This is a genomic window from Tenacibaculum sp. 1_MG-2023, from assembly GCF_030547425.1.
In the GTDB taxonomy this organism is placed as follows: Bacteria; Bacteroidota; Bacteroidia; order Flavobacteriales; family Flavobacteriaceae; genus Polaribacter.
In genome coordinates, this window is record NZ_JAUORH010000001.1 from 237,214 (window position 1) to 263,596 (window position 26,383).

At 31.9% G+C, this 26,383-nt stretch carries 16 protein-coding genes; 10 read left to right on the forward strand and 6 right to left on the reverse strand.

The features are described from left to right. Nucleotides 1-101 precede the first annotated feature (101 nt). Entirely contained in the window at nucleotides 102-2,717 is a 2,616-nt protein-coding gene (locus Q4517_RS01100) for a zinc-dependent metalloprotease (protein WP_303505256.1), read from the forward strand. A gap of 56 nt (nucleotides 2,718-2,773) precedes the next feature. Here Q4517_RS01100 and Q4517_RS01105 read toward each other — a convergent pair whose 3' ends face one another. Continuing rightward, on the reverse strand, nucleotides 2,774-3,244 hold the full coding sequence (locus Q4517_RS01105) for a CYTH domain-containing protein (RefSeq protein WP_303505259.1): 471 nt from the start codon (nucleotides 3,242-3,244) through the stop codon (nucleotides 2,774-2,776). Nucleotides 3,245-3,336: 92 nt separating this feature from the next. Here Q4517_RS01105 and recO point away from each other — a divergent pair, with 92 nt between their 5' ends. Genes recO through Q4517_RS01120 form a run of 3 tightly spaced genes read left to right on the forward strand, consistent with a single transcriptional unit; the run spans nucleotide 3,337 to nucleotide 6,819 of the window. Continuing rightward, the gene (gene recO, locus Q4517_RS01110; protein ID WP_303505261.1) at nucleotides 3,337-4,059 is read left to right on the forward strand and encodes a DNA repair protein RecO; all 723 of its coding nucleotides are present in this window, start codon (nucleotides 3,337-3,339) and stop codon (nucleotides 4,057-4,059) included. Between the two features lies 1 nt (nucleotide 4,060). Continuing rightward, nucleotides 4,061-6,526, forward strand: a complete 2,466-nt coding sequence (locus tag Q4517_RS01115) for a TonB-dependent receptor domain-containing protein (RefSeq protein ID WP_303505263.1) — start codon at nucleotides 4,061-4,063, stop codon at nucleotides 6,524-6,526. Nucleotides 6,527-6,537: 11 nt separating this feature from the next. After that, nucleotides 6,538-6,819: a DUF3817 domain-containing protein gene (locus Q4517_RS01120; protein WP_303505265.1), complete on the forward strand. Its 282-nt coding sequence runs from the start codon at nucleotides 6,538-6,540 to the stop codon at nucleotides 6,817-6,819. Between the two features lie 22 nt (nucleotides 6,820-6,841). On the opposite strand, the gene moaD is transcribed toward Q4517_RS01120, so the two are convergent. Continuing rightward, nucleotides 6,842-7,084: a molybdopterin converting factor subunit 1 gene (gene moaD / locus Q4517_RS01125; RefSeq protein WP_303505267.1), complete on the reverse strand. Its 243-nt coding sequence runs from the start codon at nucleotides 7,082-7,084 to the stop codon at nucleotides 6,842-6,844. A 514-nt stretch (nucleotides 7,085-7,598) separates the two neighbouring features. Here moaD and Q4517_RS01130 point away from each other — a divergent pair. Continuing rightward, nucleotides 7,599-7,751, forward strand: coding sequence for a hypothetical protein (locus Q4517_RS01130; RefSeq protein ID WP_303505269.1), 153 nt, complete (start codon nucleotides 7,599-7,601; stop codon nucleotides 7,749-7,751). 212 nt (nucleotides 7,752-7,963) lie between these two features. Further along, a complete protein-coding gene (locus Q4517_RS01135) occupies nucleotides 7,964-8,257 on the forward strand; it encodes a hypothetical protein (protein ID WP_303505271.1) in 294 nt (97 codons plus the stop codon). 76 nt (nucleotides 8,258-8,333) lie between these two features. Here Q4517_RS01135 and Q4517_RS01140 read toward each other — a convergent pair whose 3' ends face one another. Beyond that, a complete protein-coding gene (locus tag Q4517_RS01140; protein ID WP_303505274.1) occupies nucleotides 8,334-10,799 on the reverse strand; it encodes a DUF5686 and carboxypeptidase regulatory-like domain-containing protein in 2,466 nt (821 codons plus the stop codon). Between the two features lie 129 nt (nucleotides 10,800-10,928). Beyond that, nucleotides 10,929-13,529: an AsmA family protein gene (locus Q4517_RS01145; protein WP_303505276.1), complete on the reverse strand. Its 2,601-nt coding sequence runs from the start codon at nucleotides 13,527-13,529 to the stop codon at nucleotides 10,929-10,931. A gap of 119 nt (nucleotides 13,530-13,648) precedes the next feature. Between Q4517_RS01145 and queG the strand changes: the two genes are divergently transcribed. Next, nucleotides 13,649-14,572: a tRNA epoxyqueuosine(34) reductase QueG gene (gene queG, locus Q4517_RS01150; RefSeq protein WP_303505278.1), complete on the forward strand. Its 924-nt coding sequence runs from the start codon at nucleotides 13,649-13,651 to the stop codon at nucleotides 14,570-14,572. Between the two features lie 40 nt (nucleotides 14,573-14,612). Here queG and Q4517_RS01155 read toward each other — a convergent pair whose 3' ends face one another. Together Q4517_RS01155 and Q4517_RS01160 are read right to left on the reverse strand one after the other, a co-directional pair. Continuing rightward, entirely contained in the window at nucleotides 14,613-15,251 is a 639-nt protein-coding gene (locus tag Q4517_RS01155; protein WP_303505280.1) for a PAS domain-containing protein, read from the reverse strand. 322 nt (nucleotides 15,252-15,573) lie between these two features. After that, nucleotides 15,574-16,191: a PAS domain-containing protein gene (locus Q4517_RS01160; RefSeq protein ID WP_303505282.1), complete on the reverse strand. Its 618-nt coding sequence runs from the start codon at nucleotides 16,189-16,191 to the stop codon at nucleotides 15,574-15,576. Between the two features lie 137 nt (nucleotides 16,192-16,328). Here Q4517_RS01160 and Q4517_RS01165 point away from each other — a divergent pair, with 137 nt between their 5' ends. The 3 genes from Q4517_RS01165 (at nucleotide 16,329) to sprA (ending at nucleotide 26,361) form a co-directional block, all read left to right on the forward strand. After that, the gene (locus tag Q4517_RS01165; protein ID WP_303505284.1) at nucleotides 16,329-18,623 is read left to right on the forward strand and encodes an NADP-dependent malic enzyme; all 2,295 of its coding nucleotides are present in this window, start codon (nucleotides 16,329-16,331) and stop codon (nucleotides 18,621-18,623) included. Between the two features lie 64 nt (nucleotides 18,624-18,687). Further along, entirely contained in the window at nucleotides 18,688-19,269 is a 582-nt protein-coding gene (ruvA, locus tag Q4517_RS01170; RefSeq protein ID WP_115899789.1) for a Holliday junction branch migration protein RuvA, read from the forward strand. Nucleotides 19,270-19,290: 21 nt separating this feature from the next. Beyond that, nucleotides 19,291-26,361, forward strand: a complete 7,071-nt coding sequence (gene sprA, locus Q4517_RS01175) for a cell surface protein SprA (RefSeq protein ID WP_303505290.1) — start codon at nucleotides 19,291-19,293, stop codon at nucleotides 26,359-26,361. The last annotated feature ends 22 nt before the right edge of the window (nucleotides 26,362-26,383 follow it).

The following is a 26,383-nucleotide window of genomic DNA, read 5'->3' on the forward strand; positions in this document are numbered from 1 at the left end:
ATGCTAATAGGTAATTTATTACCTGTATTGGTTAGTATTGTATTAAGTTGATTTGTTTTATAACTGTAGGTTTGTTTTAAGTAATTTAAAATCAATCAATTATGAAACAAAAAATTATTTTGTTACCCTTCTTCTTTTTGTTGTTTTTCTGTGTTGAAGCTATGCTGGCTCAAGACTGTAAGGTTACAAGTGAAAATCAAAAGGTATTTTTAAAATACCCTGAATCAAAAAAAGAATTTGACAAATTTAATAACTACACAAAAAATGTAGTTAGAAAAAAACAAATTTCGCTTTTAAATAGAGCAGAAGAGACCTATACCATTCCAGTGGTTGTACATGTTTATGGTTCAGTTCAACATGGGCAAACCGTAACTTATGAAAAAATAGAAGTTGCGTTAGATAAACTGAACGAGGATTTCAACGGGCTTAATGATGACTTCAATACTGTTGATCCCATTTTTTCAGGAAGACGAGGTACTCTTAGTATTCGATTTGCTTTGGCAAAAATAGACCCTAATGGAGGTAGTACCAATGGTGTTGTATTTCATCCAGAAAAAGCTGGATATGGAAATGGTTCAGGTTATGATGCCCAAATAGCAGCCGATGCTTGGAATAACTATAAGTATATGAATGTATACATTATGGGAGATTTGTATGCTGATGGAAGTGCGACAAACTCTGGAGTTGCATGGTACCCTAATACAGCGATGTCTGATAATAACACCGCTAGAGTGGTTTATAATGGGCGCTATATTCATGGTAATACAAATAAAGAATTTGCTTCGGTATTAACGCATGAGTTTGGTCATTGGTTAAATCTCATACATACGTTTGAAGGTGGGTGTAATGATCCAAATGGAGACTATGTAGACGACACACCAAAAGAAGATTCTAATTCTGGGGATGATGGTTGTACTGTTGGTGCTAGTGACTGTGGTAATTTAATTAATTATGAAAATTATATGGGCTATGACGCCGCTGCTGGCTGTGGAAAAATGTTTACAGAAGGACAAATAGATAGAATGCTCACGGCATTGCAACATCCAGCACGTAAACCTTTATGGCAATCAGCTAACTTAACATCTACAGGGGTAGATTTAACAGGAGCGTCTTTAGTCGTAGATAGTCCAATAGTGGAAGAAGCCTTATCAAATAATGGAGCGATAGTTAATGAAGCTAAAAATGTTACGCTTCAAGGAGGTGCTTTTACCGTTAGTTCTGGAAGTTTATTTGAAGGAACACATTTTGATACAAGTCTACCTCAAGGGGTATCAGCACAAATTACGGTAGTAGATAATCAAAAGTTAAATGTAAAATTTACAGGTCAAGCATTAAATCATGCTAAATCTGATAATTCAACAGGTACAATTACCTTTAAAAATGCAGCAATTTCAGGAGGAACATCCTCTTTAAACTCAGATAAAGTAACGTTTAATTTCTCTTTTTATGATTCTTATAAAGTGGTGTATTTTGATAATCAAGATTACACGGCTAATTCAGGAAGTACTTGGACATTTTTTACAATAAATGGTGCTAGTAATAATAGATTTGGAACGTTTTATGAAAATAGTTCATTGATATTAGAGACGTATAAAAAAGCATTAATATGTCAATCAGGAACTAGAAATGTAAAACCAGTTGAGTTAAATACAGTAATTGATGAGCAAAGTTCTTGGGTAGATGGAGGAGGATATCCTGATTTACATGTAATTAGAGATGCTAGTTACACTTCCTGGGATGGTAAAACCACTTACATAGGTTTTCAATTAGAGTTATACCCAGGAAAAACTAATTATGGTTGGTTCAGAGTTAGTGTTAACAATAATGGGACTTCGTATAGTTTGTTAGATTATGCATATAGTACAGAGCCTTATGGAGCCATTAAGGCAGGAAGCAAAGTTTGGGATGGAGGATCAACTTGTAATGATGGCATTCAAAATGGAGATGAAACAGGAGTTGATTGTGGTGGTTCATGTGAGCCTTGTAGCACAAATGATGATGTAGTATATGTTAACATAGATGACCTAACGGTAACCTCAAATGACCCTTGGAAGTTTTTTAGAATTGAAGTAGGAGACGATACTGATTATGGAGCTTGGTATACTAGCAATTCTGTACGATTAGAAACCTATAATAAAGATATTGTTTGTGAAAGTACGACTAGCAATGCATCCTATTTAGCAGAAGGTGTTTCGGTTGGAGCACCAAGTAATTTTGTAGCAAACTCATATCCTTATACGGTTAGTTCTTCTGATTATACATCGTGGAATGGGAAGACTGGTTTTATTGGGTTTACTTTTAAAATAAATGGAAATCCGCACTATGGATGGTTCCATATTTCGGTTGCAAGTGATGGACAATCTTATACGTTGACAGATTACGCTTACAATAAAACGGCAAATGCGGCAATTACAACAGTAACAAGAAGTGGAGTTGTGGGACCTAGTGATGAAAAGTTAAATGATAGTGGAATTATTTCTGCAACCCCCAATCCATTTATATCACAAACTAAAATTGATGTTTCTAGCCTTTCTAAGGATGGAGCCATACGATTAGATGTATATGATTTATTGGGAAGGCATATACACAGTAAAGACATTCAATCACCATCTACATTTATACTAATTGATGATAGTGTAATTAAAAGAGAAGGAATGTATTTATTAAAAATCCAATCAGGAAAACAAGTAAAAACTCTTAGTATTCTTAAAAAATAAGAAAAGAGTTTTATTAGGGGAGTAAAAACTGTTTGAAATATTTTCAAGCAGTTTTTTTACCATTTATTATAAGGGAATTTGCTTAAGTTAGAATTGTAGTATTTGGCTATTCCGGTAACTTCCTCACCTAGCCATTCAGGTTTTGTAAAGTGTTCGTTTTCGTTTTCTAGTTCTACTTCGGCAACTAATAAACCGTTGTTTTCTCCCAAAAAATCATCTACTTCAAAAGTATGACTGTCTACTTTTACTAAATAACGGTACTTTTCAATAATTCCTTTTTCACATAAATTAAAAAGAGCATCAGCTTCCTTTTTATCAATTTCTTTTTCCCATTCAAAACGAGTAGTTCCGTTAGTGTTAGAAGCTCCTTTGATAGTTAAAAAACCTGTGCTGTCTTTAATTCGAACTCGTACTACGCGCTCTTTATCTGAATTTAAAAAACCTTGCTTTATGTAGTTTTTTTGAAAAGCTTTTTTCTTAAAATCTGTGGATTTAACTAAAAACTTTCGCTCTATTTCTATAGCCATACAAAACGGAATCAAATTTATACGAATGTACCATTTTTGTTGATATTATTGAATATCTTTGATTAATGATTTTAATAGTTAAACTTGATTAAATGGCATTAATAACTACAAAGGCCATTGTTTTAAGCTCTCTTAAATATGGAGATACCAGTTTAATTGTAAAATGTTTTACTTTACAAGAAGGAGTAAAATCGTATATGATAAAAGGTGTGCTAAAATCAAAAAAAGGAAAATTAAAACCTGCACACTTTCAACCATTAACACAGTTAAATCTTACTGCAAACCATAGCAATAAAAGTTCATTACATTCTATTAAAGAAGTGCAAGTAATTCATTCGTATGAAACTATTCATACTTCCGTAGTTAAACAAACCATTGTACTTTTTTTATCAGAAGTGTTATCGTATATCCTTCAAGAGGAAGAAGAAAACAATCCTTTATATAGTTATATTGAAACTTCTTTAATTTGGTTAGACACACATGGTGAAGTAGCAAACTTTCATATATTGTTTTTATTGAATTTATCTAGGTATCTTGGCTTTTATCCAGACACGACCAATATTGATAGATTAGCCTTTAATTTATTAGAAGGAGGTTTTACCGATACGGAATATGAAAAGCTAACTCTATCGGGAAAAAAATTACTTCTTTTTAAAGGTATATTAGGCATAAATTTTGATGCAATAAATTCAATTTCTTATTCAAAAAAAGAAAGACAAATTATTCTCCGAATTATAGTTCAATATTATGAATTACATTTGGAGGGATTTAGAGAACCTAAGTCATTAGATGTTTTAGAAACCGTATTTAATTAATATGAAGCAAAGAATTACTGTATTTTTTTTATTATTTATTACCACAATTTTTTCTCAAACTATTACTGTTATTGATGCTGAAACAGGTAAGCCTGTAGAGGCTGTTGCAGTGTTTAATAAAAGCAAAGTAACATCGGCAGTAAGTGATGAGTTTGGGAAAGTAGATGTTTCTAATTTTAAAAAAAATGAGTTGCTTACGTTTGCACACGTGTCGTATGCAGAATACCAAGAAAAAAAATCAGCAATAAAAAAGAATAACTACCATGTTTATTTATCAAAAAACTCTGAGCAGTTAGATGAGGTAGTTGTTTCAGTTTTTAAAAATAGAGAAAAAACCAATCGAATTGCAGAGCAAATAGCAGTGGTGTCTTCAAAAGAAATAGAGAAACTATCTCCACAGACTTCAGCAGATTTATTAGCAAGTGTTCCTGGAATTAAAGTTCAGAAATCACAGTTTGGAGGAGGAAGTCCTGTTTTGCGTGGAATGGAAAGTAACCGAGTACTTTTGGTAGTTGATGGTGTTCGTATGAATAATGCAATTTACCGAAAAGGACACTTACAAAACTCAATTACAGTAGCTCCAAATTTATTAGATAGAACAGAAGTTGTTTTTGGTCCGTCATCAGTAATTTATGGTTCTGATGCATTAGGTGGGGTAATTCACTACTATACCAAAACTCCGAAGTTATCAAAAAAAGGAAGTGAAGTTAAAGGAAATACATTTTTAAGATATAGTTCAGCAAATAATGAAATAACTAATGTAGTTTCTGCTGAGTTAAGATTTAAAAAATGGGCATCTTTTACAAGTGTAGCTCATAGTAATTTTGGAGATTTAAAGATGGGAGAAAACCGTTCTCATGGTTTTGAAAACTGGGGGAAAGTACCTTTTTACTCTAATAATACTAATACTTTTTACAATGATACACCAGTAGCCAATTTTAATGAGAATTTACAAAGAAATACAGGCTACAGTCAAACAGACGTGCTACAAAAATTTTATATTCCTTTTTCAAAAAACACTGATTTTAAACTAAACTTACAGTATTCAACCTCTTCAAGCATCCCGCGTTTTGACAAGTTAACTGAGTTGAAAAGTGGAAGCTTAAAGTTTGCTGAATGGTATTACGGTCCACAAGAACGTTTGTTAATATCTCCGCAGTTAATTATCAATCCTAAGAAAAAATGGATGGATAATGGTACAATAACTTTAGCGTATCAAAACATAAAAGAAAGTCGTATACAACGAAAGTATGGAAGCTTAGATAGGTCTTACAGAAATGAAAGTGTAGATGTTTTTAGTTTGAATGGAGATTTTACAATACCCTTAGCTAAAAGAAGAAATTTAGGGTATGGAGTAGAAGTTACTTACAATGATGTAGCATCAAATTCTTATGGAAAAACATTGCGTGTTAATGGTAATAAAATTATTGGTTTTGATGATGATTTTACCGTGCAATCTCGATATCCTGATGGAGGAAGCAGTTATTTAAGTTCAGCTTTTTATGTAGATTATCGTCAAGATATTAATGATAAATCAACATTAAACACAGGAATTAGAGGTACCAATACTGTGTTGAAAGCAAAATGGCTTGATGAAACGTTTATAGATATTCCTCAAAGTGATATAAAACTAGATAATCAATCGTTAACAGCAACCATAGGGTATGTGTACAAACCAAATAAAACGTGGCAATTAAATACGGTATTGTCTTCTGGGTTTAGATCACCAAATATTGATGATGTAGGAAAAATAAGAGAGAAAAATGGAAAAGTAACAGTACCCAATATAGAATTAAAACCAGAACATGCATATAATGCTGAAATAGGAGCTCAAAAATACTTTAACAATAGAAAGTTTAGAGTTGGAGCTAACGTGTATTATACTTTGTTGAATAATTATATTTATAGAGAGAATTTTGAATTAAATGGAAGCTCAACTATTGAGTATGACGGAGAAGAAGGAGCTATTGTAGCTAATGTTAATAAAGGAACAGCTTATGTTACGGGTGCTACAGTAAGTTATCAAGGAAAGTTACATAGAAATTGGAATACTTCAGGATTTGTTACCTATACGTATGGAAAAACTTATGATACCAACGAACCAATGTCGTCTATTCCACCATTATTTGGTCGTTTTGATGTAAGTTACGTAAATAAGAAGCTAGAAGGTGGAGTCAACTTAGTTTTTAATGCGAAAAAAGATATTTCAGACTATAACATAACTGAAGGTATTGATAACCATGAACAGACACCAATTGTGAATCCTAATGCAACGGAAGATATTAACGAATATTATGGAACTCCTAGCTGGATGACTGTTGGATTGTATGGGAAGTATCAGTTCACAAAAAACATCGCTTTGCAAGCGCAATTGTCAAATTTGTTTGATGAGCATTATAAAGAATTTGCTTCGGGAGTTTCAGCTGCAGGACGTAATATTTCAGTATCTTTGTTAACCAATTTTTAAGTAAAAAATCAATGATTAATTTTTTCAGATTAGTAAGTTTATTAGAAGGGATATCTTACATTTTATTACTTTTTATAGCAGTGCCAATAAAATACTTACAAGGAAATCCAGAATATGTAAAAATGCTGGGTATGCCCCACGGATTATTGTTTGTAGGGTATATTGTATTAGCTATTATGTTAAAGTACGAGTTAAACTGGAACGGTAAAACTTTCGGAATCGTTTGTTTACTTTCTATTCTACCTTTCGGAACATTTTTCGTTGGTAAATACTTAAAAAAGGCAGAAGCTTAATATTTTACTTTATTGAGAAAAATTACCCTCCGCTAACTGGAGGAATAATTGCGATTACATCATTCTCTTTTATGAGTATGTCGTCAGTAGCGTAGCTTTCGTTAATAGCTACCGCATACGAACTCATTTTTTGTAGCTCAGGGAATTCTGCTAAAAGAAATTCTTTAAAACTAGCAACAGTACTTTTGTTAGGTAGTTCAATTTCTAATGAAGAACTATCAATAAAGTCTGTAGCCATACCAAAAAATAGAATGCTTATTTTCATATGTTTATTTTATTTTTTATTAACAATCCTTTACTTTGATGTTTAAAATAATCATTTCGTTGTATGTTTAATAATGATTTTAAACATGTCAGTTTCAAAACATAAAAATACCACTAATTTTTATAAATACTGAATTTAACAAAGCTTTAATATTTATTGTAAAGTGTCTAATTATCAATGCGAAAAAAAACTAAGTTAGGGAAAACCCTGAGAAGAAAATGGTGCCAACTCAGGGTTTTCCCTGATAGGCTTTAACATTTGTTAAAAAATAATTTTATATGTTTGAGGAAGGTAATACTAAAAATTTGATCACTTTTTAGTATTATCTACTAGCTAGTAAAAGAAGAAGGATGTTTATAAAGTTGCGTACATTTTTCTTTCTTACCTAAAAAATGTTTAATTAAAAATTAAAAAAATGAATATTATTTTATGGCAAATTTTGAACTTAGTAGGAATTGTCATTATTGTATTTTTACTATTAAAAATTTTAAAAAATTTTAAAAAAAATTAAGAAATGAAAAAGAAATTAAACCGATTTTTATTGTCATTATTGACAATATTATTTTTATCCTGTTCTCAAAGCGAAACGGCTATGCATGAAGAAGATTTGCGTAAAGAACTAGGTTTAGACCTAACTCGTTATCAGCTGCTGAAATCAATAATATAGAGGAAAATACAGAACCTATATATTTTAATAGTATAGAAGAAGCAAAAAAAATCTTAGATAATTCTTTGAAAGGATTCGAAAACTCTAATAAAAACTACGTTTCAAAAAACATTGTAAATTTAAATAAATCTTTGAGGAGTTTTTATGAACCTTGTGGACAAGGGAGTGTTAATCTGCAAACGGGTAATATGTCTATGAATCTGCATCTTAATATGTCATTTAATTATGATGGTAACAATATAAGTAATGTTAATTCTCATTTATCTGGCTTTACTTTAGGGGTAAGCTATAGTCATATATCATCTACACATAGTGTAGTAGGTAATACTATAAATGTTACAGTTAGAGGGACTCTTAATTACAACCTTTTTGTAGAAGGAGTTGGGACTTATTATAAAGAAAATGTTACATTAGTAGGAAACTATGATCCTTGTTCAGGATCAGGAGGGGTGGCTTATTGTCCACCTTCTAAATGTGCAGAAGAGGAAATAAGAGTTAGAGAGTAATTTAACGTATATAATTGCAAGGTAGTTGGCAGCTATCTTGTAATTATATTTAACTTAACAATTGTATTGTAATAATCTACAATTTTATCCCGAAAACAACTCTATTTTCAGATTTTCCATTAAAGTAAGAGCGAGCAAAATCTACACGTAAAAAACGCCATTTTCCAATACCAACATTATCTAAACCAATAGCAAACTCAGAATAAGGTTTGTTAGCTGCTGTAAATAATCCTTTGGCACCAGTAACTAGATGAAAGTTAAGTTTATTTAACAAAGGAACTTTACTTAATAATGCTCCTTTAAAGTTATATTCTCCATGAAGTTCAGCATATGTATCGTTAGAACTTAATTTATAATACGGAAGCATATAAAAGTTGTTTAAATAATTGTCTTTTGGAGCTATTAACAAGCGATTTCCGTTAAAATGAGCATAATCTATAAACGGAATGTCTTTTTTCTCTAAGAACATACCTCCTTTTGCTTTGTAAGCAAATTCACCCCAATTACCCAAATTGATTTGTTGATATAATTGAGAAAAAATCACATCAGAATTCCATTCAGAATTTCCTGAGCCAAAGTTTTTTTGATAACCAATGTACAGTGATGGGTATTTACGACTAGGGATGTTGTATTTTCCATCAGGATATGATAAATATTTTTGACCAAAATTAATGTTCGCTCCTAAAGAAAAAGTCCACATTTGATGAGGTGTGAAACCTGTTGAAAAATCAGCAGGATCTTGCGGATTATTAGAAGTGTAGTCTACATTGTCTTGGGGAAACATTACATAATCAGTTGTATTAAATAAAGGCTTTCTATCTGCAAACTCTAAAGAAGAGAACATACGTATTCCGTTCGTTACTTCCTGTGAAAAGGTTGTTTTGGCAAATGTCTTTTCATAAATTTTTAAATAGTTTCGTTCAAAACCAATAGAACTTATCGTGTTCCAAAACTTAGAAATAGGTTGTTTAGAGTTGAATTGTGGTGTGGTAACTCCTCCAGAAATCATTAAAATGGGTCGTGTAGTATTATTCCAACGATAGTTAAAGTTGGCTGTAGGACGCACTTTTTTCTCTGAAAAACCATAATTAATATCAGCCCCAATACTAAAATGTTTTCCTTTTTTGTTCAATGATTTTCGGTAGTTAATACCTAAAGAAGAATTCCATCCTTGCACCGTATTAAAGTTAAGATTTTCAATAGGAGAAGAAGTGCTTATCGACCACTTTTTGTAAGAATCTCGGTAAGTATAACCAGAAAGAATATCCAACGGTTTAAACTTATTATTTTTGGTATCTATAGAGTCTAAATATTTCTTCGATTTTCGAATAGTTTTTATGCTGTCTTTTAATTTGTAATCCGATATTTCTTCAGAAGTTAAAGTTACAGGACGAATTTTTTTCCAATATGTTGAATCCTTTTCAGTAGCATTTTCAGCAAATGAAAGAACCTCGTTACCAAAAGTGTCTTTAGTAAAATTAGGATTAAAATTATAGTTAGAATAAGCAGCAGAAAATCGTCCGTTAAAATGAAACCCCAAAAGCCCAGCTTTAAAATCTATGGTTTGCGTAACGGGCACCCAAGCTTTTTTTTTAGTAGAAAAATTATAATTCTGTTTAATATGTAGTGAATCTACAATAGGCAAGCTTATTTGTGCACCAGTGACAATAACATCCGCACCATAAATAGCCCAATTATCTTCAACTATATAGATGAACCCACTAAAAACCCGATCGTTTTTACGTTTTGGTAAAAGTTGAATTTTGTTAATTAGTGTTCCATTTTTATCATAAAAAACACCCGTTAGTTTATAGTTGTAATAGCCAAAGGCACCATTTGCAATAGGAGAAACTACCTTAACGTCACCTAAATCAAAAGAGTTTTCATAAAAGTTAAAATTAACTTCTTCTGCTTGATTAAAACTAATTCCGTTGTCTTGTCCGCTAACTTTTGAAGCTATAATGTGTTCTTTAAAGTTTTTAGGTCTTTTTTGGAAAGCGATTTTTGAGACCGTTTCAGAAAGGTAAACGACGCCTGTTCTAGTTGAATCTAATCCACCGCCCATATCACCAATGTCTTGTCCTAAAAACTTTTTTGGTAAATCTTTTACCTTAAACAAACCACGAGAGTAAAAATCAGCAGTATACTCAGCAAACTTATTCGTGTTTTTTGCCTTGCTAGCAATGGCATTTCTAATAATTTTGTTGGCAGGATTTTCTTTAGAAGAAATAGTTACTTCATCCAAAGTAACCTCTTCTTCGGGTAATGTAATATTTAAAGTAAAAGGGAAAGAGTTGATTTCAATAGTTTTTTTTAGAGTCATATACCCTAGCATTTGAAATATTACAGTGTGCTCTCCTGTTGAGTTAAAAGCTAATTCGTAGTCACCTTTTGTATTGGTTGTGGTACCTGTAATAGTATTTTCTAAATATACACTTACAAAAGAAAGAGGCTGGTTTTTAGTATCGGTAACTTTTCCTGTAATTTGAGAAAAAGCAATTGAAGAGCATACTAAAAATAAAAATGTAGTTATATTTTTCATAGTCAGTTGGTTGTTGTTAACAAACATAAAAGAAGAACTTTGTAAAGTGTATTTAAGAAGTGTTAAATAACTTACAAAGTTCTCTTAATATAATGTAAGACTATGAAAAAGAAAAAATGTTACAAAAGATTACTTAACCGTATCTTTTTGTTGCTTTTTCTTCTTTTTTCCGAATAAACCACCTAAAACGTTTGTTACCTTTTTAACAGTTTCTTCCTTTTTACTGGTTGTGCTGGTGCTATCTTTCTTTTTATTTCCTAATAAGCTACCTATAGCATTGTTAACTAACTTGTCTTTTTGTTGTTGAACTAATTTCTGGCTTAACTTAGTAACTGATGAAGATAAATCGGTTTTTACAGAAGGATTAGTCATATTTCCAGCAATACTTGCGGTAATAGGAACAGTAATGTTTTGTTGATCTTTTGCGCTTAATTTTGAAAGTAATCCTTGTGCTTCATTACCTAAATATTTAGCAGGAACATTAAGAGTAACGTTGTAGTTCATTGTTTTATCAAATCCATGGCTACCTCCTATAGTAATACCAATATCTTTATATTTTAAATCAAATGGTTTTACAGCTACTTTACCTTCTTTAAAAGATAAATATGTTTTAATATCAGATAAATCTAGCTTTTTTAAATCAATAAAAGATAATTTATCGTTTAATAAACTAAGTGCTTTTGTTTTTTCAGGATTAATACTAGTTGTTAATAATTCAGCTAAAGCATTACCAGAAACTGAGGTAAGGTTTGGGGTAAAATCGTCATTCAAACTCCCCATTAAATCAATGTCAGAATTTAATTTACCATTCATAGCTCCGGCAATAGGGCTTAATGATTGTAATAAGTCTAAGTTAGTAAATGATTGAGCAATGTCAAAAGATTTAATGCCTAACTTCATATCGAATGTAGGTTTCTTTTGCTGTGTATTAACTTCTCCGTTTAAAGCAATTTGACCATTAAAAATACCAGCATTCATGTTTTGTAAAATGGCTTTTTCGTCTTTTAAAAGCAATGTTCCTCTTACATTTTTTAAAGTCAAATTATCGTAATATACAGTTTGAGCGTTTGCAGAAACAGCACAATCTAAAAATGCAGGAATTTTTAAAGATTCTTTAGGTGTGTCTTTTTTAGATGTTTCCTCTTTACTTTCATCAGCTTCAGGATTTTCTTGCATAAAATCACTAACATAAAAATTGTTTGAGTTTAGCTTGAAATTTCCTTGTAGTTTTTTGTCAGAAAGTAAAAAGCCTAACAGGTTTTTAATTGTTCCTTTAGCATTTAAATCACTTTTTCCTGAGGTAGCATCAAACTTACTTAAGGTAATGGTGCCAGGTGTAAAATTAACCACTGTGTTTTTAATATGAAGTGGATTTACAACATCTTTAGAAGAAAAAATAAAGTCGCTTACCTCCATTTTTCCATTATTTTTAATACGACTTAAAGTATTGTTTTCAATCGCTTTCATGTCGAACTCTGTATGCAAATCAGCCTTTAAAATCCCGCTTAATTCATTTTCTAAATCAATAGGATATGCTTTGTTAATATTGGCGAGGTTTAAAACACCTTTTAAACTAGCATTTATTTTTGGATTGGTAGTTAGATTATAGATATTTCCTTTTCCAGAAAAAGTATCCTGATCAATCTTAAAAGAAAGTCCATTAATAGCAACAAACGTGTTTTCTGTTTTACCAGTGGTGTTTTTTATTTGAGCATCAATGTTAATATTTTGAACACTTTTTGGTAAATCAGGGTATTTAAATGAAGCATTATTAGACTTCATGGAAATATCTAATTTTGGAATATGGTTGTCATCAATAATTCCATTTACTTTTCCGTTCACACTAAAATTACCAGTAGTACTTACACCAGCAATACTTTTAGTATAGGCTTCTGGAATTAAACCTAAAAAGTTTTTAAAGTCAGAAGACGGAGTTTTGAAGTTGATATCAACCTCTTGGTTTTTCTCGTTAACTTGAACAAAACCGTCAAAAACCAATGGAAGGTTATTTAGTTTAGCTTCATTTTTTAAGAAAGAAAACTTCATATTAGTTAAATCCATTCCTAAAATAGCATCTAATTCTATTTTTTGATTCTTTGCATAAGAATTACCATCCATTCCAAAAGATACTAAAGTAGATGTTCGGGTGTTTAATTCTGTATTAGATTGAGAGAAATCACCACTTCCACTATGGTTTAACTCAGCTAGTTCAAGGTTTAGTTTACCTTGCTCATCATTGTATTTTACCGTAGCATTGTTAATAGCGTATGAATTAATAGATAGCCCAAAAGTAGAAGGTTCTTCCTCTTGAGTTTCTTTCGTTTCAGAAGGTTTTGCAATATCGTAATTGGCATTTCCTTTTTCATCAACTAATACACTTACCAAAGCATCATCTATAGAAAAAGATTTGATGTTTAATTGATCAGAAGAAGCTTTAAAAAGCTCTGTAAGTTTTAATGCTAAGTTTACCTCTTTCGCATATACCAAGGTGTCACCTTCAAAAGGAGCTTTGTTAATAACCGTTAGGTTTGATAATTGAACAGATGCGTTTGGAAAGTTTCTAAGTAAACTTAGGCTAGAGTCGCTAAAATCAACTTGTGCATTTACGTTGTTGTTAATTGTAGTTTTTACTAAGTTCATCACTTTATCTTGAAATAACAGGGGAATGCTAATCAAAAGGATGAAGAAAAAAATTACAACACCTAATACTATTTTATATATCTTTTTCATTATGAATAAAGTTTGTCATGTAATACTAACGAACAAATTTCAACATTTATTTGTAAATAGAAAGTGAATAAAATTATAATTTTTCTTTTGGTAATTTTGCACTGTTAAAAACACGTATTTTGAATAAGAAACAGCAATACTCAAATTTTATAAAAGCACAAGCAAAACGCTTGGGTTTTTTAGGTTGTGGTATTGCAAAAGCTGATTTTTTAGAAGAAGAAGCACCTCGTTTAGAGCAATGGTTACAAAATGAGTATCATGGTGAAATGCATTACATGGAAAACCACTTTGACAAACGTTTAGACCCAAGATTGTTGGTTGATGGCGCAAAATCGGTAATTTCTTTGTCGTACAACTATTTTCCTTCAGAAGTTCAGCAAGAAGGAAGTTATAAGATTTCTAAATATGCTTACGGTCAAGACTATCATCATATCATTAAAGGTAAACTGCGTGAATTGTTACAGTTAATAAATGATGAAATAGGAGAAGTTTCTGGTCGTTGTTTTGTTGATTCTGCTCCTGTGTTAGAACGAGCTTGGGCGAAAAAGTCAGGCTTGGGTTGGAATGGAAAACATTCGTTGTTAATTCAAAAGCAACAAGGGTCGTTTTTCTTTTTGGCAGAATTAATTATTGATTTAGAACTTGAATATGACGAACCTTTTAAAACAGATCATTGCGGTAGTTGTACTCGCTGTATTGATGCTTGCCCAACACAAGCTATTTTACCTAACAATACAGTTGATGGAAGCAAATGTATTTCGTATTTAACTATTGAATTAAAAGATGCAATTCCATCAGGGTTTAAAGGAGAAATGCAAGACTGGATGTTTGGTTGCGATGTATGCCAAGATGTATGTCCTTGGAATCGTTTTTCACAACCACACGAAGAAAATTTGTTTACACCGCAAGAAAGTTTATTGCAAATGACAAAACGTGATTGGCAAGAGTTGACACAAGAAACCTTTAGTAAGGTGTTTAAAAAATCAGCCGTAAAACGAACAAAATTTTCAGGTTTGCTAAGAAATATTGATTTTATAAAATAGAAAAACCGCTTTTAAAGCGGTTTTTCTCATATCCTATAAATTATTTAGGATTTGTTTCTCCAAAGAAAAACCAATTAAGTCCTTTTTTAATCATTCCACTTTCTTTTACTACAGCCTTTTTGTTTGCTTCTTTTAAGTTAGCAGTTTCTCCTTCAAATAGGTTTACAACAAATTCGTCATATGAGGCGTTAACTTCTTCTTGTAAGAAAGAATTGAAATATAACTCACTTGCTTTTTCACCTTTAACTTTTTCAATTTCTAATAGCGTTTTGTATAAAGGTTCTATTTTTTTTACAACATTTTCAGGTAAAGACTTTCTTCTTCCAGTATATCCAGTGATTTTTCCACTATCATCTTTTTCTACATCAAAATCAGTAATAACCCAGTAGTATCTACCTGTTCTTGTTAAGTTCTTAACAATAGCATGAAAATTATTTCCTTGTTTTAGGTTGTCCCATAATACTTTGAAGACTACTTTAGGCATATCGGGATGCCTAATAACATTGTGAGGTTCTCCAATAAGCTCTATCTTATTATATTCCGAAGCTTCTTCGAAAGTATCGTTCATATATAAAATAGTTCCTACGGGGTCTGTTTTGCTAATAATTGTTTTTGATTTGTCCCATTTTACTTCTTCATCTATAACTTTAGAAGGTTTAAGAGAATTGTTTGTGTGCATTTTTTTTGTTTTAATAGTTATTCGGGGTGGTTTATTCAAAAAAATAATCAACAAATATAAGGTTTTTGATGTGGGAGCGTGGTTTGAATTGATTTTTAGTTAAGTTAAAAGTTGTTAAAAACAGGTAATTTTTATTTAATCTAAAATAGTAATTTTTAAATCATTGTATTGTATTAGTTTTTTTAGTGAAGTAATAGGATAGTGTTATATATTCAGAATAAGAGTATATAGGGGAGGTTAATATTAAAAGAAAAAGAGTCAAAACATATGTTTTGACTCTTTTGAAGAAAATTTAATTTAAGAGGATTATTAAGGGGATAATTTACTTAGGGTTAGTTTCTCCAAAGAAGAACCAATTTAGCCCTTTCTTTAAAGGGTTTGCTTCGTTCTTAACTTTTTCAGCCTCTTCTTTAGAAAGTTCTTCGTTAAACAAGTCAACGACAAACTCATTATATGTTTTACCAACTTCTTCTTTTAAGTAAGCTTGAAAATACATTTCACTAGCTTTTTCACCTTTTAGTTTTTCAATATCTAAAAGTGTTTTGTATATAGGTTTAATTTTCTTAACAACACCATCAGGAACTGCTTTCCTTCTGGCTGTGTATCCGACAATTTTATCTTCTTCATCTCTATCAATAGTAAAATCGGTAATAACCCAGTAATATCTCCCCGTTCTTGTTAGGTTTTTAACAATAGCGTGGAAGTTTTCGCCTTTTTTAAGAGCATCCCATAGTACTTTAAAAGCTACCTTAGGCATGTCTGGATGACGAATAATATTATGAGGTTCACCAACTAATTCAATAGTGCTATATTCACAGGTGTTAGAAAAAACATCGTTAGCATATAAAATAGTTCCGTAAATATCGGTTTTACTCACAATGGTTTTTGTTTTGTCCCATTGTACTTCTTCGTCAATAATGTGTCTTTGTGTAGTTTCCATTTTTTTATTTTGGTTTAAGGTTATGGCAAAATTCAGGAAATTTTTAAAGACGAAATATGACTTTTATCAGGTTACAAATTCTTTTTACTTCATAACAAAATGTATATTTGTAAGTTCAAACAAACAAGAACGAACCTATGAGAGATTCTAGAAAAAGGCATGAAGCACTACTTTATCATGCTAAGCCGAAGCCCGGAAAAATAGCAGTAGTACCTACCAAAAAATATGCAACTCAACATGATTTGTCGTTAGCATATTCACCAGGAGTAGCTGAGCCTTGTTTAGAGATAGCTAAAGATAAAAACAATGTTTATAAATACACTTCAAAAAGCAATTTAGTAGCCGTTATATCAAATGGAACAGCAGTTTTAGGGCTAGGAGATATTGGTCCTGAGGCATCTAAGCCAGTAATGGAAGGAAAAGGGTTGCTGTTTAAAATTTTTGCTGATATTGATGTTTTTGACATTGAGGTAGATGTAACAGACGTAGATAAATTTGTTGAAACTGTTAAGGCAATTGCTCCAACTTTTGGAGGAATTAACTTAGAAGATATTAAAGCTCCTGAAGCTTTTGAAATAGAAAGACGATTAAAAGAGGAGTTAGACATTCCTGTAATGCACGATGATCAGCATGGTACAGCAATTATTTCTGCAGCAGCCTTAAAAAACGCATTAGAAATTAATGAAAAGAACATTAAGGATGTAAAAATTGTTGTTAACGGAGCAGGAGCAGCAGCAATTTCATGTACACGTTTATATTTAGCTTTAGGAGCTAAACGTGAAAACGTAGTTATGTGTGATAGTAAAGGAGTTATCAGAAAAGATAGAGACAACTTAACTTCACAGAAAGCGGAGTTTGCTACAGATAAAGATGTGAATACTTTAGAAGAAGCGATGTTAAATGCTGATGTGTTTATTGGTTTGTCAAAAGGAAATGTAGTGTCTCCTGAGATGTTGCTAGCAATGGCGAAAAATCCTATTGTTTTTGCAATGGCAAATCCAGAACCAGAGATAGAATACGATTTAGCAATTGCTACAAGAGATGATATTATCATGGCTACAGGAAGATCAGACCATCCTAATCAGGTGAATAATGTGTTAGGGTTTCCTTTTATTTTTCGTGGGGCATTAGATGTTCGTGCAAAGAAGATTAACGAAGAAATGAAGATGGCAGCTGTACATGCTTTGGCAGATTTAGCAAAGCAATCAGTGCCTGAACAAGTAAATATTGTATATGATGAAGTAAGTCTTTCTTTTGGGAAAGAATACATAATTCCTAAACCGTTTGATCCTAGGTTGATTTATGAAATTCCACCAGCAATTGCGAAGGCAGCGATGGACTCAGGAGTAGCTCAAGAACCAATTGATGATTGGGATAAATATCGTGAAGAGTTAATGGATCGTTCAGGGACAGGAAGTAAAGAAGTACGATTATTACATAACCGAGCTAAGAAGAACCCCAAAAGATTAGTGTTTGCTGAAGCAGATCATTTAGATGTGTTGAAAGCAGCACAAAGAGTGTATGAAGAAAGAATTGGTAAGCCAATTTTATTAGGGAGACGAGAAGTTATATTAGAATTAAAAGAAGAATTAGGTTTTGATGCTGATGTACCAATTATAGACCCAAAAACAGATGAAGAAGAGGAAAGAAGAAATCGTTATGCTGAGGCTTTTTGGAAAACTAGACAGCGTAAAGGAGTAACTTTTTTAGAAGCTCAAAAATGGATGCGTGAACGCAACTACTTTGCTGCGATGATGGTGAATTCTGGTGAAGCAGATGCTTTAATTACTGGGTATTCAAGACCCTATCCATCAGTAGTAAAGCCAATGTTAGAGTTGATTGAAAAAGATCATGGAGTAACAAGGGTGGCGGCAACCAATATGATGTTGACTAAACAAGGACCTATATTCTTAGCAGATACAACAATCAATATCAATCCAACAGCAAAAGATTTAGCTAAAATTACACAGTTAACATCAGTATTGGCTAAAATGTTTGGAATGAAACCTCATGTTGCAATGTTAGGTTTCTCAAACTTTGGATCATCAAAATCAGAAAGCTCAACTAAAATTAGAGAGGCGGTTTCTTACATTCACCGTCATCATCCAAATGTTGTGGTAGACGGTGAGTTACAAGCAGATTTTGCTTTGAACCCTGAATTATTGGCAAAAGAATTCCCTTTTTCTAAATTAAATGGAAAAAGAGCAAACGTATTAATTTTCCCTAATTTAGAGTCGGCAAATATTACCTATAAGTTAATGAAAGCCGTTGATGAAGTAGAAACGATAGGGCCAATTTTACTAGGAATGAGTAAACCAGTACATATTTTGCAATTAGGAGCAAGCGTTGATGAAATGGTAAATATGGCTGCGGTAGCAGTTGTAGACGCTCAAAACAAAGAAAAGAAAGCTAAAAACAAGATTTCTCAATAGCTAAAAGAGAAGTTTTTTTAAAAGATAATTTTGTCTATTTTAGACAAATAGAAAAAATAGCTGGATGATAACACAAATAAGGGGAAAACTTGTGGAAAAAAATCCTACATACGCAGTTGTTGACTGTGGTGGAGTAGGATACTTAATGCATATTTCTTTAAACACATATTCATCATTACCAAACGATGAATATGTGTTGTTGTATACACACTTATCTATTAGAGAAGACGCACATACACTATATGGATTTTCAACGAAAATTGAACGAGAAGTTTTTAGATTGCTAACTTCGGTTTCTGGAGTGGGGCCTAGTACTGCACGAACAATGTTGTCTTCAATGACTTCAGAAGAAGTTTCGCAAGCAATAGCTTCTGAAAATGTGAAACTAATTCAAACAGTTAAAGGTATTGGAGCTAAAACAGCACAACGAGTTATTGTTGATTTAAAGGATAAAGTTTTAAAAACTTTTGATGTAGATGAAGTTTCTGTGGTTCAGAACAATACAAATAAAGAAGAAGCGTTATCTGCTTTAGAGGTTCTTGGGTTTGCGCGGAAGCAAGCAGATAAGGTAATAGGGAATATATTAAAAGAAACACCTGATGCAAGTGTTGAAATACTGATAAAACAGGCGTTAAAAAACTTATAAAAAAGGTTGGAAAAAGCAGTTATGAATAGATTACTTACAGCACTTACTGTTTTGGTAAGTGTTGTTTCGTTTTCGCAAAACACGCAAAAGGATAGCATTAATCCTGTTAAAAAAGATACTGTAACTCCCCTCAAATACAAATTTAAATACAATCAAAACGGAACACTTTACTTAAATAATCCTACTCAAAAAGTAGTTACTTATGATAAGGCATTGAATAAGTTTATGGTGGTCGAAAAAATAGGAGACTATTATGTTGGAACCCCTATTTTTATGACTCCTAAAGAGTACGATGAATACCGTTTAAAAAATGATTTAAAAAATTACTTCAAAGAAAAAGTAGATGCTACTAACCCTAAAAAGAAAGGAAGTGAAGCAGCTCGTAAGAACTTACTACCCAAATACTATGTGAACTCTAAATTTTTCGAATCTGTTTTTGGAGGCAATACTGTTGAGGTAAATCCGACGGGGCAGATAAATATCAAGCTTGGAGGAGTATATCAAAATAATGAAAACCCTCAAATTTCTGTAGAAAACCAAAGTAGTTTTACTTTTGATTTCGATCAACAAATTAGTGCAAGCTTACAAGCAAAAGTAGGTAAGAGATTAAAGGTGACTGCAAATTATGATACCCAATCTACTTTTGATTTTCAAAACATTATTAAGTTAGAATATACTCCAACAGAAGATGATATCATTAGAAATATAGAGGCAGGTAATATTAGTATGCCTATTAAGAATTCATTAATTAATGGTGCACAATCGTTATTTGGGGTAAAAACTGAATTACAATTTGGAAAAACACATATAACAGCAGCTTTTTCACAACAGAATTCACAATCTAAAACGGTAGTTGCCGAAGGAGGAGCAACGATTGAACCTTTTGAATTAAGAGCTTCTGATTATGATAATGATCGACATTTTTTCTTATCACAATATTTTAGAGAAAATTACAAGAAAGCTTTAGATAATTATCCGTTAGTTAATAGTCCTATAAATATTACAAGAATTGAAGTATGGGTTACGAATAGGAATCAAAATGTAAGTGATTACCGTAGTATTGTTGCTCTTGCCGATTTAGGAGAATCAGATGATGTAAACGAAGTAAATCCATCAGAAATTACAACAACACCTGGGGCCATATCAGTTAACTCTAATATTATACCATATAATGGGGTGAATAATTTGAGTTCTCTATTAGCAACAAATTCAGGAGGAATTAGAGATGTTGCAACTATTGATGCTGCTATTAATGGTATTGGAGTTCCTGCACGACAAGGGTTTAACTACACCTATTTACAAAATGCTCGTAGGTTACAACCTAATGAGTTTAAGCTACATTCACAGTTAGGTTTTATCTCGTTAAACAGAAGACTGAACGATGGAGAAGTTTTAGCGGTGGCTTTTGAATATACTGTGGTAGGAGCCTCTAATAATGAAACAGTATTTAAAGTAGGAGAATTTTCAAATGATGGAATTGTAGCTCCTGCAAATATTGCAGTTAAGCTATTGCGTAGTGAAATTTTAAATACGACAAGACCTGGAGATGATACAGAAGCATTCCCAACGTGGAGACTGATGATGAAAAACGTGTATGCTTTAGGGGCTTTTCCATTACAGCGTGATGGATTTCGTTTTGAATTATTATATCGTGATGATGAAACAGGAACTTTGCAAAATACCCTCCAAAAAGCACAAACTCCTGGTATAACGGATAAACCGTTATTACGTATTTTAAACTTAGATAAGTTAGATCAAAGTGAATATGCAGTTACGAATGGAGATGGTTTCTTTGATTATGTGGAAGGAATAACGGTTAACTCTGAAAGAGGGTACATTTTATTTCCCGAACCAGAACCATTTGGTAATGATTTAAAAGATGAACTTACCAACCCCTCAGATCAAGATAAATATGTGTTTGAAGAATTGTACTTAACCACAAAAATTCAAGCTAAAAACGAGTATCAGAACTTAGATAAATTCTTTTTAAAAGGATATTTTAAATCAGAAACGAGTAGAGGTATCTCTTTGGGGGCTTTCAATGTTCCAAGAGGGTCAGTTCGCGTTACAGCTGGGGGAAGACAATTGGTTGAAGGAATAGATTATGTGGTAGATTATCAGTTAGGTCGTGTGCAAATTTTAGATCCAGGTTTAGAAGCATCTGGAATTCCAATTAACGCATCGGTAGAAAATAATACATTCTTTAACCAGCAACGAAAAACATTTATAGGAATAGATGTTGAGCACCGTTTTTCTGAAGATTTTATTTTAGGCGGGACTTTTTTAAATGTTAGTGAAAAACCAATTACACCAAAGGTTAATTTAGGAGGAGAGCCTATAGATAATATCATGTTAGGTTTGAACTTAGACTATTCTTCAGAAGTACCCTATTTAACAAAACTAGCAAATAAATTACCTTTTGTTGAAACAGAAGCACCTTCAAATGTTTCGGTTAGAGCAGATATGGCGTATTTATTACCAGGTTCTCCAAGTGGAATTAATGTAGATGGTACAGCAACTTCATATTTAGATGATTTTGAAGCATCACAAATACCAATTAACTTAAACTCACCACAACAATGGTTTTTAGCCAGTACACCAGAATCTCAAGGATTTGACGGAGGTACATTTGGTTTAGAGTACAATTACAAAAGAGGAAAATTAGCTTGGTATAATATTGATCAACTATTCTATGGAAGTGGAAATAGACCAGATAATATTGATGAAAATGAATTGTCGAGAGATGAAGTACGTCAAATTCGTTACAATGAGTTGTTTCCAAATACTGACTTGGATATTACACAGCAAAATTTAGTAAGAACTTTAGATTTAGCTTACTATCCAGCTGAAAGAGGTCCGTATAACTATAATGAGAATGCAAACACTGTAACAGCAGAAGAACGTTGGGGAGGTATTATGCGATCGTTAACCACAAATAATTTTGAACAAGCGAATGTTGAATACATTCAGTTTTGGTTAATGGATCCGTATGAAAACTATTCAATTACAACTGAAGAAGGTTTGCCAGCAGGAGTAAACCCAAATGATCCAACGAATCAAGTAGGGAAATTATTTATAAACTTAGGTAATGTTTCCGAAGATATTTTAAAAGACGGAAGAAAACAGTATGAAAATGGACTTCCTGCTGATGGGCAAAAAGCAGATGGAGGAAATGTTCAAACGTCTATTTGGGGAGATACACCTATAAATCCTTCTATTTTATATGCTTTCGATTCTAGTAATGATGCAAGAACGAATCAAGATATTGGTTTAGATGGTTTAAGCGATGAAGAAGAAAGAATAAAATTCCCTGCATTTGCAGGATTAGATGATCCAGCAGGAGATAACTTCCAATTTTTTAGAGGGGGAGCTATAGAGAGTACCAATCCATCAGTTTTATCTAGATATAAAAACTTTAACGGTACAGAAGGAAACTCGCCAACTGCCAGTCAATCTGGAGAGTCGTACCCAACATCATCTACTACATATCCAGATACGGAAGATATCAATAAGGATCAAACAATGAATCCTGTAAATAGTTATTTTGAATACGAGGTTTCATTAAACAAAACAGATTTAATAGTAGGGCAAAATCATATTATTGATGAAAAAACACAAAATGTAACTTTGTTAAATGGAGCGACAAGAACTACCAAGTGGTATCAATTTAGAATACCAGTAAGAAACGTTACTGATGCTCAAAAAATTAATGGAATTACCGATTTTAATAGTATCCGTTTTATACGAATGTTTTTAACACAATTCAAAATGCCAGTAGTACTACGTTTTGGAGAGTTAGAATTAGTAAGAGGAGACTGGAGACGTTATACAAAAACATTACCAGATACAAGCATTCCTCCTGAAGATTTGGATGCAGACGAATTAAATAAATTTGAAGTAGGAGTAGTAAGCATTGAGCAAAATCAAGATCGTTATAAGTTACCACCAGGAATTCAAAGAGAACGTTTACAAGGAACAAATAGAGTTCAACGTCAAAATGAACAATCAGTTACCTTAAAAGTAACAGATTTAGAAGCAGATGAGGTTAGAACTATTTATAAAAATATTAGTATTGATATGCGTAGGTATAAAAAGCTACGTATGTTTTTACATGCTGAAAATCAAAATAGCGTAACAGGAGCTAATGATGATGATATGGTTGCTATTATACGTTTAGGTACCGATTTAAATGATAACTATTATCAAGTAGAAAAACCATTAAAAATATCTACATCAAATGCATCATCTCTAGATGTTTGGCCTAAAGAAAATAATTTAGATATTCCTTTAGAAGAATTAGCTAACTTAAAAATTGAAAGACCAACAGGTAGTAACCTTACTGATGTATATTCGTCAACAAGTTCTAATGGGTTAAAAATTTCTGTGAGAGGTAATCCAACATTAGCACAAGTAAGAACGGTAATGCTAGGAGTAAAAAATACTGTTGCCGATGATAAAACTGTTGAGGTTTGGTTTAACGAATTACGTGCTGTTGATTTTGATAATAAAGGAGGATGGGCAGCTGTGGTAAATGCTGATGCTAATATGGCTGATGTAATGGATGTCTCTTTAGCGGGAAGAATGTCTACCATAGGTTTTGGTAATGTAGAAGATCGTGTACAACAAAGAAGTATTGAAGAAATAAAACAATACAGTGTAGCTACTAACATTCAATTAGGTAAAATGATGCCTAAAAAATGGAACATGCAAGTACCGATGAATTATAGCTATGGAGAAGAGTTTAGAGATCCAAAATACGATCCACAATTTCAAGATGTAGAATTAGAAGATGCTATTGATAAAAACCCTAATAGTAAAAATGCTCAAGACTATACACGAAGAAAGAGTATTAGTTTTATCAATGTAAAAAAGAATAGAAACCCGGAGAGTAAGAAGAAACCTAAGTTTTATGATGTAGAAAACTTCTCTGCTTCGTATGCACATAGTGAAGAGTTTCATAAAGATTACAATATTGAAAGATATGTGAATACAAATGTAATGGCTGGGGCTAGTTATAATTTTACTTTCGTTCCTTTTAGTATAGAACCATTTAAAAAATCGGAAGGATTTAAAAGTAGATACTTACAATTTATTAAAGACTTAAATTTTAACCCAGTACCAAAAACAATAGCATTAAACTCACGAATTAATAGAAATTATAATAGTCAACAATCAAGGAACTTAATTATTGACCCTATAAACCCTTTACCTGCACAACCTGAATTAATCCAACGAAGGTTTTTATTTAATTGGGATTATACAATTGGTTTCGATTTAACAAAATCACTACAACTAAATTTCAATGCTGCTAACAATTATATTTATGATAGTTTTGGAGAAGATGAGAACTTAGAAGTGTACGATCAGTTTTTTGATATAGGAAGGCCAGATAATTATCATCAGAAGTTAAACGCTACCTATAAGTTACCATTAGATAAGTTTCCTTTTTTGAACTTTATAAATGCAGATTATGGGTATACAGCTGATTTTGATTGGAAAGCAGGATCACAAAGTTATGTTGAACAAGTTGGAAACATGATTCAAAATGCCAATACACATAATTTAAACACGAATATAGATTTTGGCCGCTTTTATAAAATTGTAGGAGTAGATAAACTATTGTTAAAGGGAACAAAAAAACAACCTACTCAAAGGGGAGCAGCCACCTTAGGAGGAAACCAAGTAGCACAAAAAGCAAAGCTTAAAAAGAAAGCTACTTTTAGTCAGAAATTAGGGAAAGGTGTTTATGATGTATTAACATCGGTAAAGAGAGCAAAAATTAGTTATTCTCAAAATAACGGAACCTTATTGCAAGGTTATAAACCTTCGGTTGGTTTCTTAGGAAGAAATAGTTTTGATGGAGGTTTAGCTCCAACCTTAGGGTTTGTATTTGGTAGTCAAACAGATATTTTAAACACAGCAATTGAAAATGGCTGGTTAATTACTAGAAATTCAGGAGATGAATATTATAGTAAGAATTATGCTAAAACAAGGTATAAAAAACTAGATTATAACGTATCTGTAAAACCCTTTAGAGATTTAACTATTGATTTACGAGGAAACAGAATTCAAACAAGCAATTTAACACAACAGTTAGATGTTGTTTCAAATGGTAGCGGAGGTTTTGAACAAGACCCAAATATTAAACCTTTTGAAACAGGTAATTATAGCATTAGCCATTTTATGTTAGGAACTATTTTTACTGATAATGAAACATTGTATCAAAACTTCTTAGATTATAGAAGTGCTATTTCAAATAGGTTGTCGGCAGAAACAGGATTGCCTAATTCTGGTACAGCAGCATATCAAACAAACGGACAGCAAGCAATGTTGCCAGCATTTATTGCTGCATATTCAGGAAATAGCCCAACTTCAGTAAGTACAGGTATCTTTAAAAACATACCAATTCCTAACTGGACATTACGTTTTAATGGGTTTATGAAGTATAAGTGGTTTAAGAAAAACTTTACTTCGTTTACCTTATCACATGGTTACAAATCATCGTATACAATAGGTAACTATAGTAATAACTTGCAGTATGATTCAAATAATAGAGAAACAAATACAAATACTTCTGGTAATTATCAACCAGAACTCTTAATTTCGTCCGCAACTTTAATTGATGAGTTTTCACCATTAATAAAAGTAGATTTTAGAATGAAAAATTCAGTTTCATTCAAAGGAGAGGTAAGAAGAGACAGATCGTTAACATTAAATTTTAACAACAATACTTTAACAGATATAAAAGGAACAGAATATGTTTTAGGATTTGGATATAAGATTAGAGATGTTAAATTTGTCACCAGATTTACAGGAAAGAAAGAAACCTTAAAAGGAGATATAAATTTAAGAGCTGATATTTCGTTAAGAGACAATTTAACGTTGATAAGAAGTGTAGATGAAGAGAATAGTCAGATTACAGGAGGCGAGACGTTATTTGGATTAAAATTTATTGCCGACTATAATTTAAGTAGCAATTTAACAGCATCCTTTTATTATAATCACCAAACATTTGAATATGCAGTTTCTACAACTTTCCCAAGACAATCTATTAATGCAGGAATTAATTTAGTATATAACTTAGGAAATTAAAACAAACACAATAAAAATAATT

What these genes read in the sequence shown, in the direction of transcription:
- Q4517_RS01115 (WP_303505263.1), top strand. Translation starts at nt 4,061, where the DNA reads ATGAAGCAAAGAATTACTGTATTTTTTTTATTATTTATTACCACAATT.
- recO (WP_303505261.1), top strand. Translation starts at nt 3,337, where the DNA reads ATGGCATTAATAACTACAAAGGCCATTGTTTTAAGCTCTCTTAAATAT.
- Q4517_RS01140 (WP_303505274.1), bottom strand. Translation starts at nt 10,799, where the DNA reads ATGAAAAATATAACTACATTTTTATTTTTAGTATGCTCTTCAATTGCT.
- sprA (WP_303505290.1), top strand. Translation starts at nt 19,291, where the DNA reads ATGAATAGATTACTTACAGCACTTACTGTTTTGGTAAGTGTTGTTTCG.
- Q4517_RS01120 (WP_303505265.1), top strand. Translation starts at nt 6,538, where the DNA reads ATGATTAATTTTTTCAGATTAGTAAGTTTATTAGAAGGGATATCTTAC.
- Q4517_RS01135 (WP_303505271.1), top strand. Translation starts at nt 7,964, where the DNA reads ATGTCATTTAATTATGATGGTAACAATATAAGTAATGTTAATTCTCAT.
- Q4517_RS01165 (WP_303505284.1), top strand. Translation starts at nt 16,329, where the DNA reads ATGAGAGATTCTAGAAAAAGGCATGAAGCACTACTTTATCATGCTAAG.
- Q4517_RS01105 (WP_303505259.1), bottom strand. Translation starts at nt 3,244, where the DNA reads ATGGCTATAGAAATAGAGCGAAAGTTTTTAGTTAAATCCACAGATTTT.
- Q4517_RS01130 (WP_303505269.1), top strand. Translation starts at nt 7,599, where the DNA reads ATGAAAAAGAAATTAAACCGATTTTTATTGTCATTATTGACAATATTA.
- ruvA (WP_115899789.1), top strand. Translation starts at nt 18,688, where the DNA reads ATGATAACACAAATAAGGGGAAAACTTGTGGAAAAAAATCCTACATAC.
- moaD (WP_303505267.1), bottom strand. Translation starts at nt 7,084, where the DNA reads ATGAAAATAAGCATTCTATTTTTTGGTATGGCTACAGACTTTATTGAT.
- Q4517_RS01145 (WP_303505276.1), bottom strand. Translation starts at nt 13,529, where the DNA reads ATGAAAAAGATATATAAAATAGTATTAGGTGTTGTAATTTTTTTCTTC.
- Q4517_RS01155 (WP_303505280.1), bottom strand. Translation starts at nt 15,251, where the DNA reads ATGCACACAAACAATTCTCTTAAACCTTCTAAAGTTATAGATGAAGAA.
- Q4517_RS01160 (WP_303505282.1), bottom strand. Translation starts at nt 16,191, where the DNA reads ATGGAAACTACACAAAGACACATTATTGACGAAGAAGTACAATGGGAC.
- Q4517_RS01100 (WP_303505256.1), top strand. Translation starts at nt 102, where the DNA reads ATGAAACAAAAAATTATTTTGTTACCCTTCTTCTTTTTGTTGTTTTTC.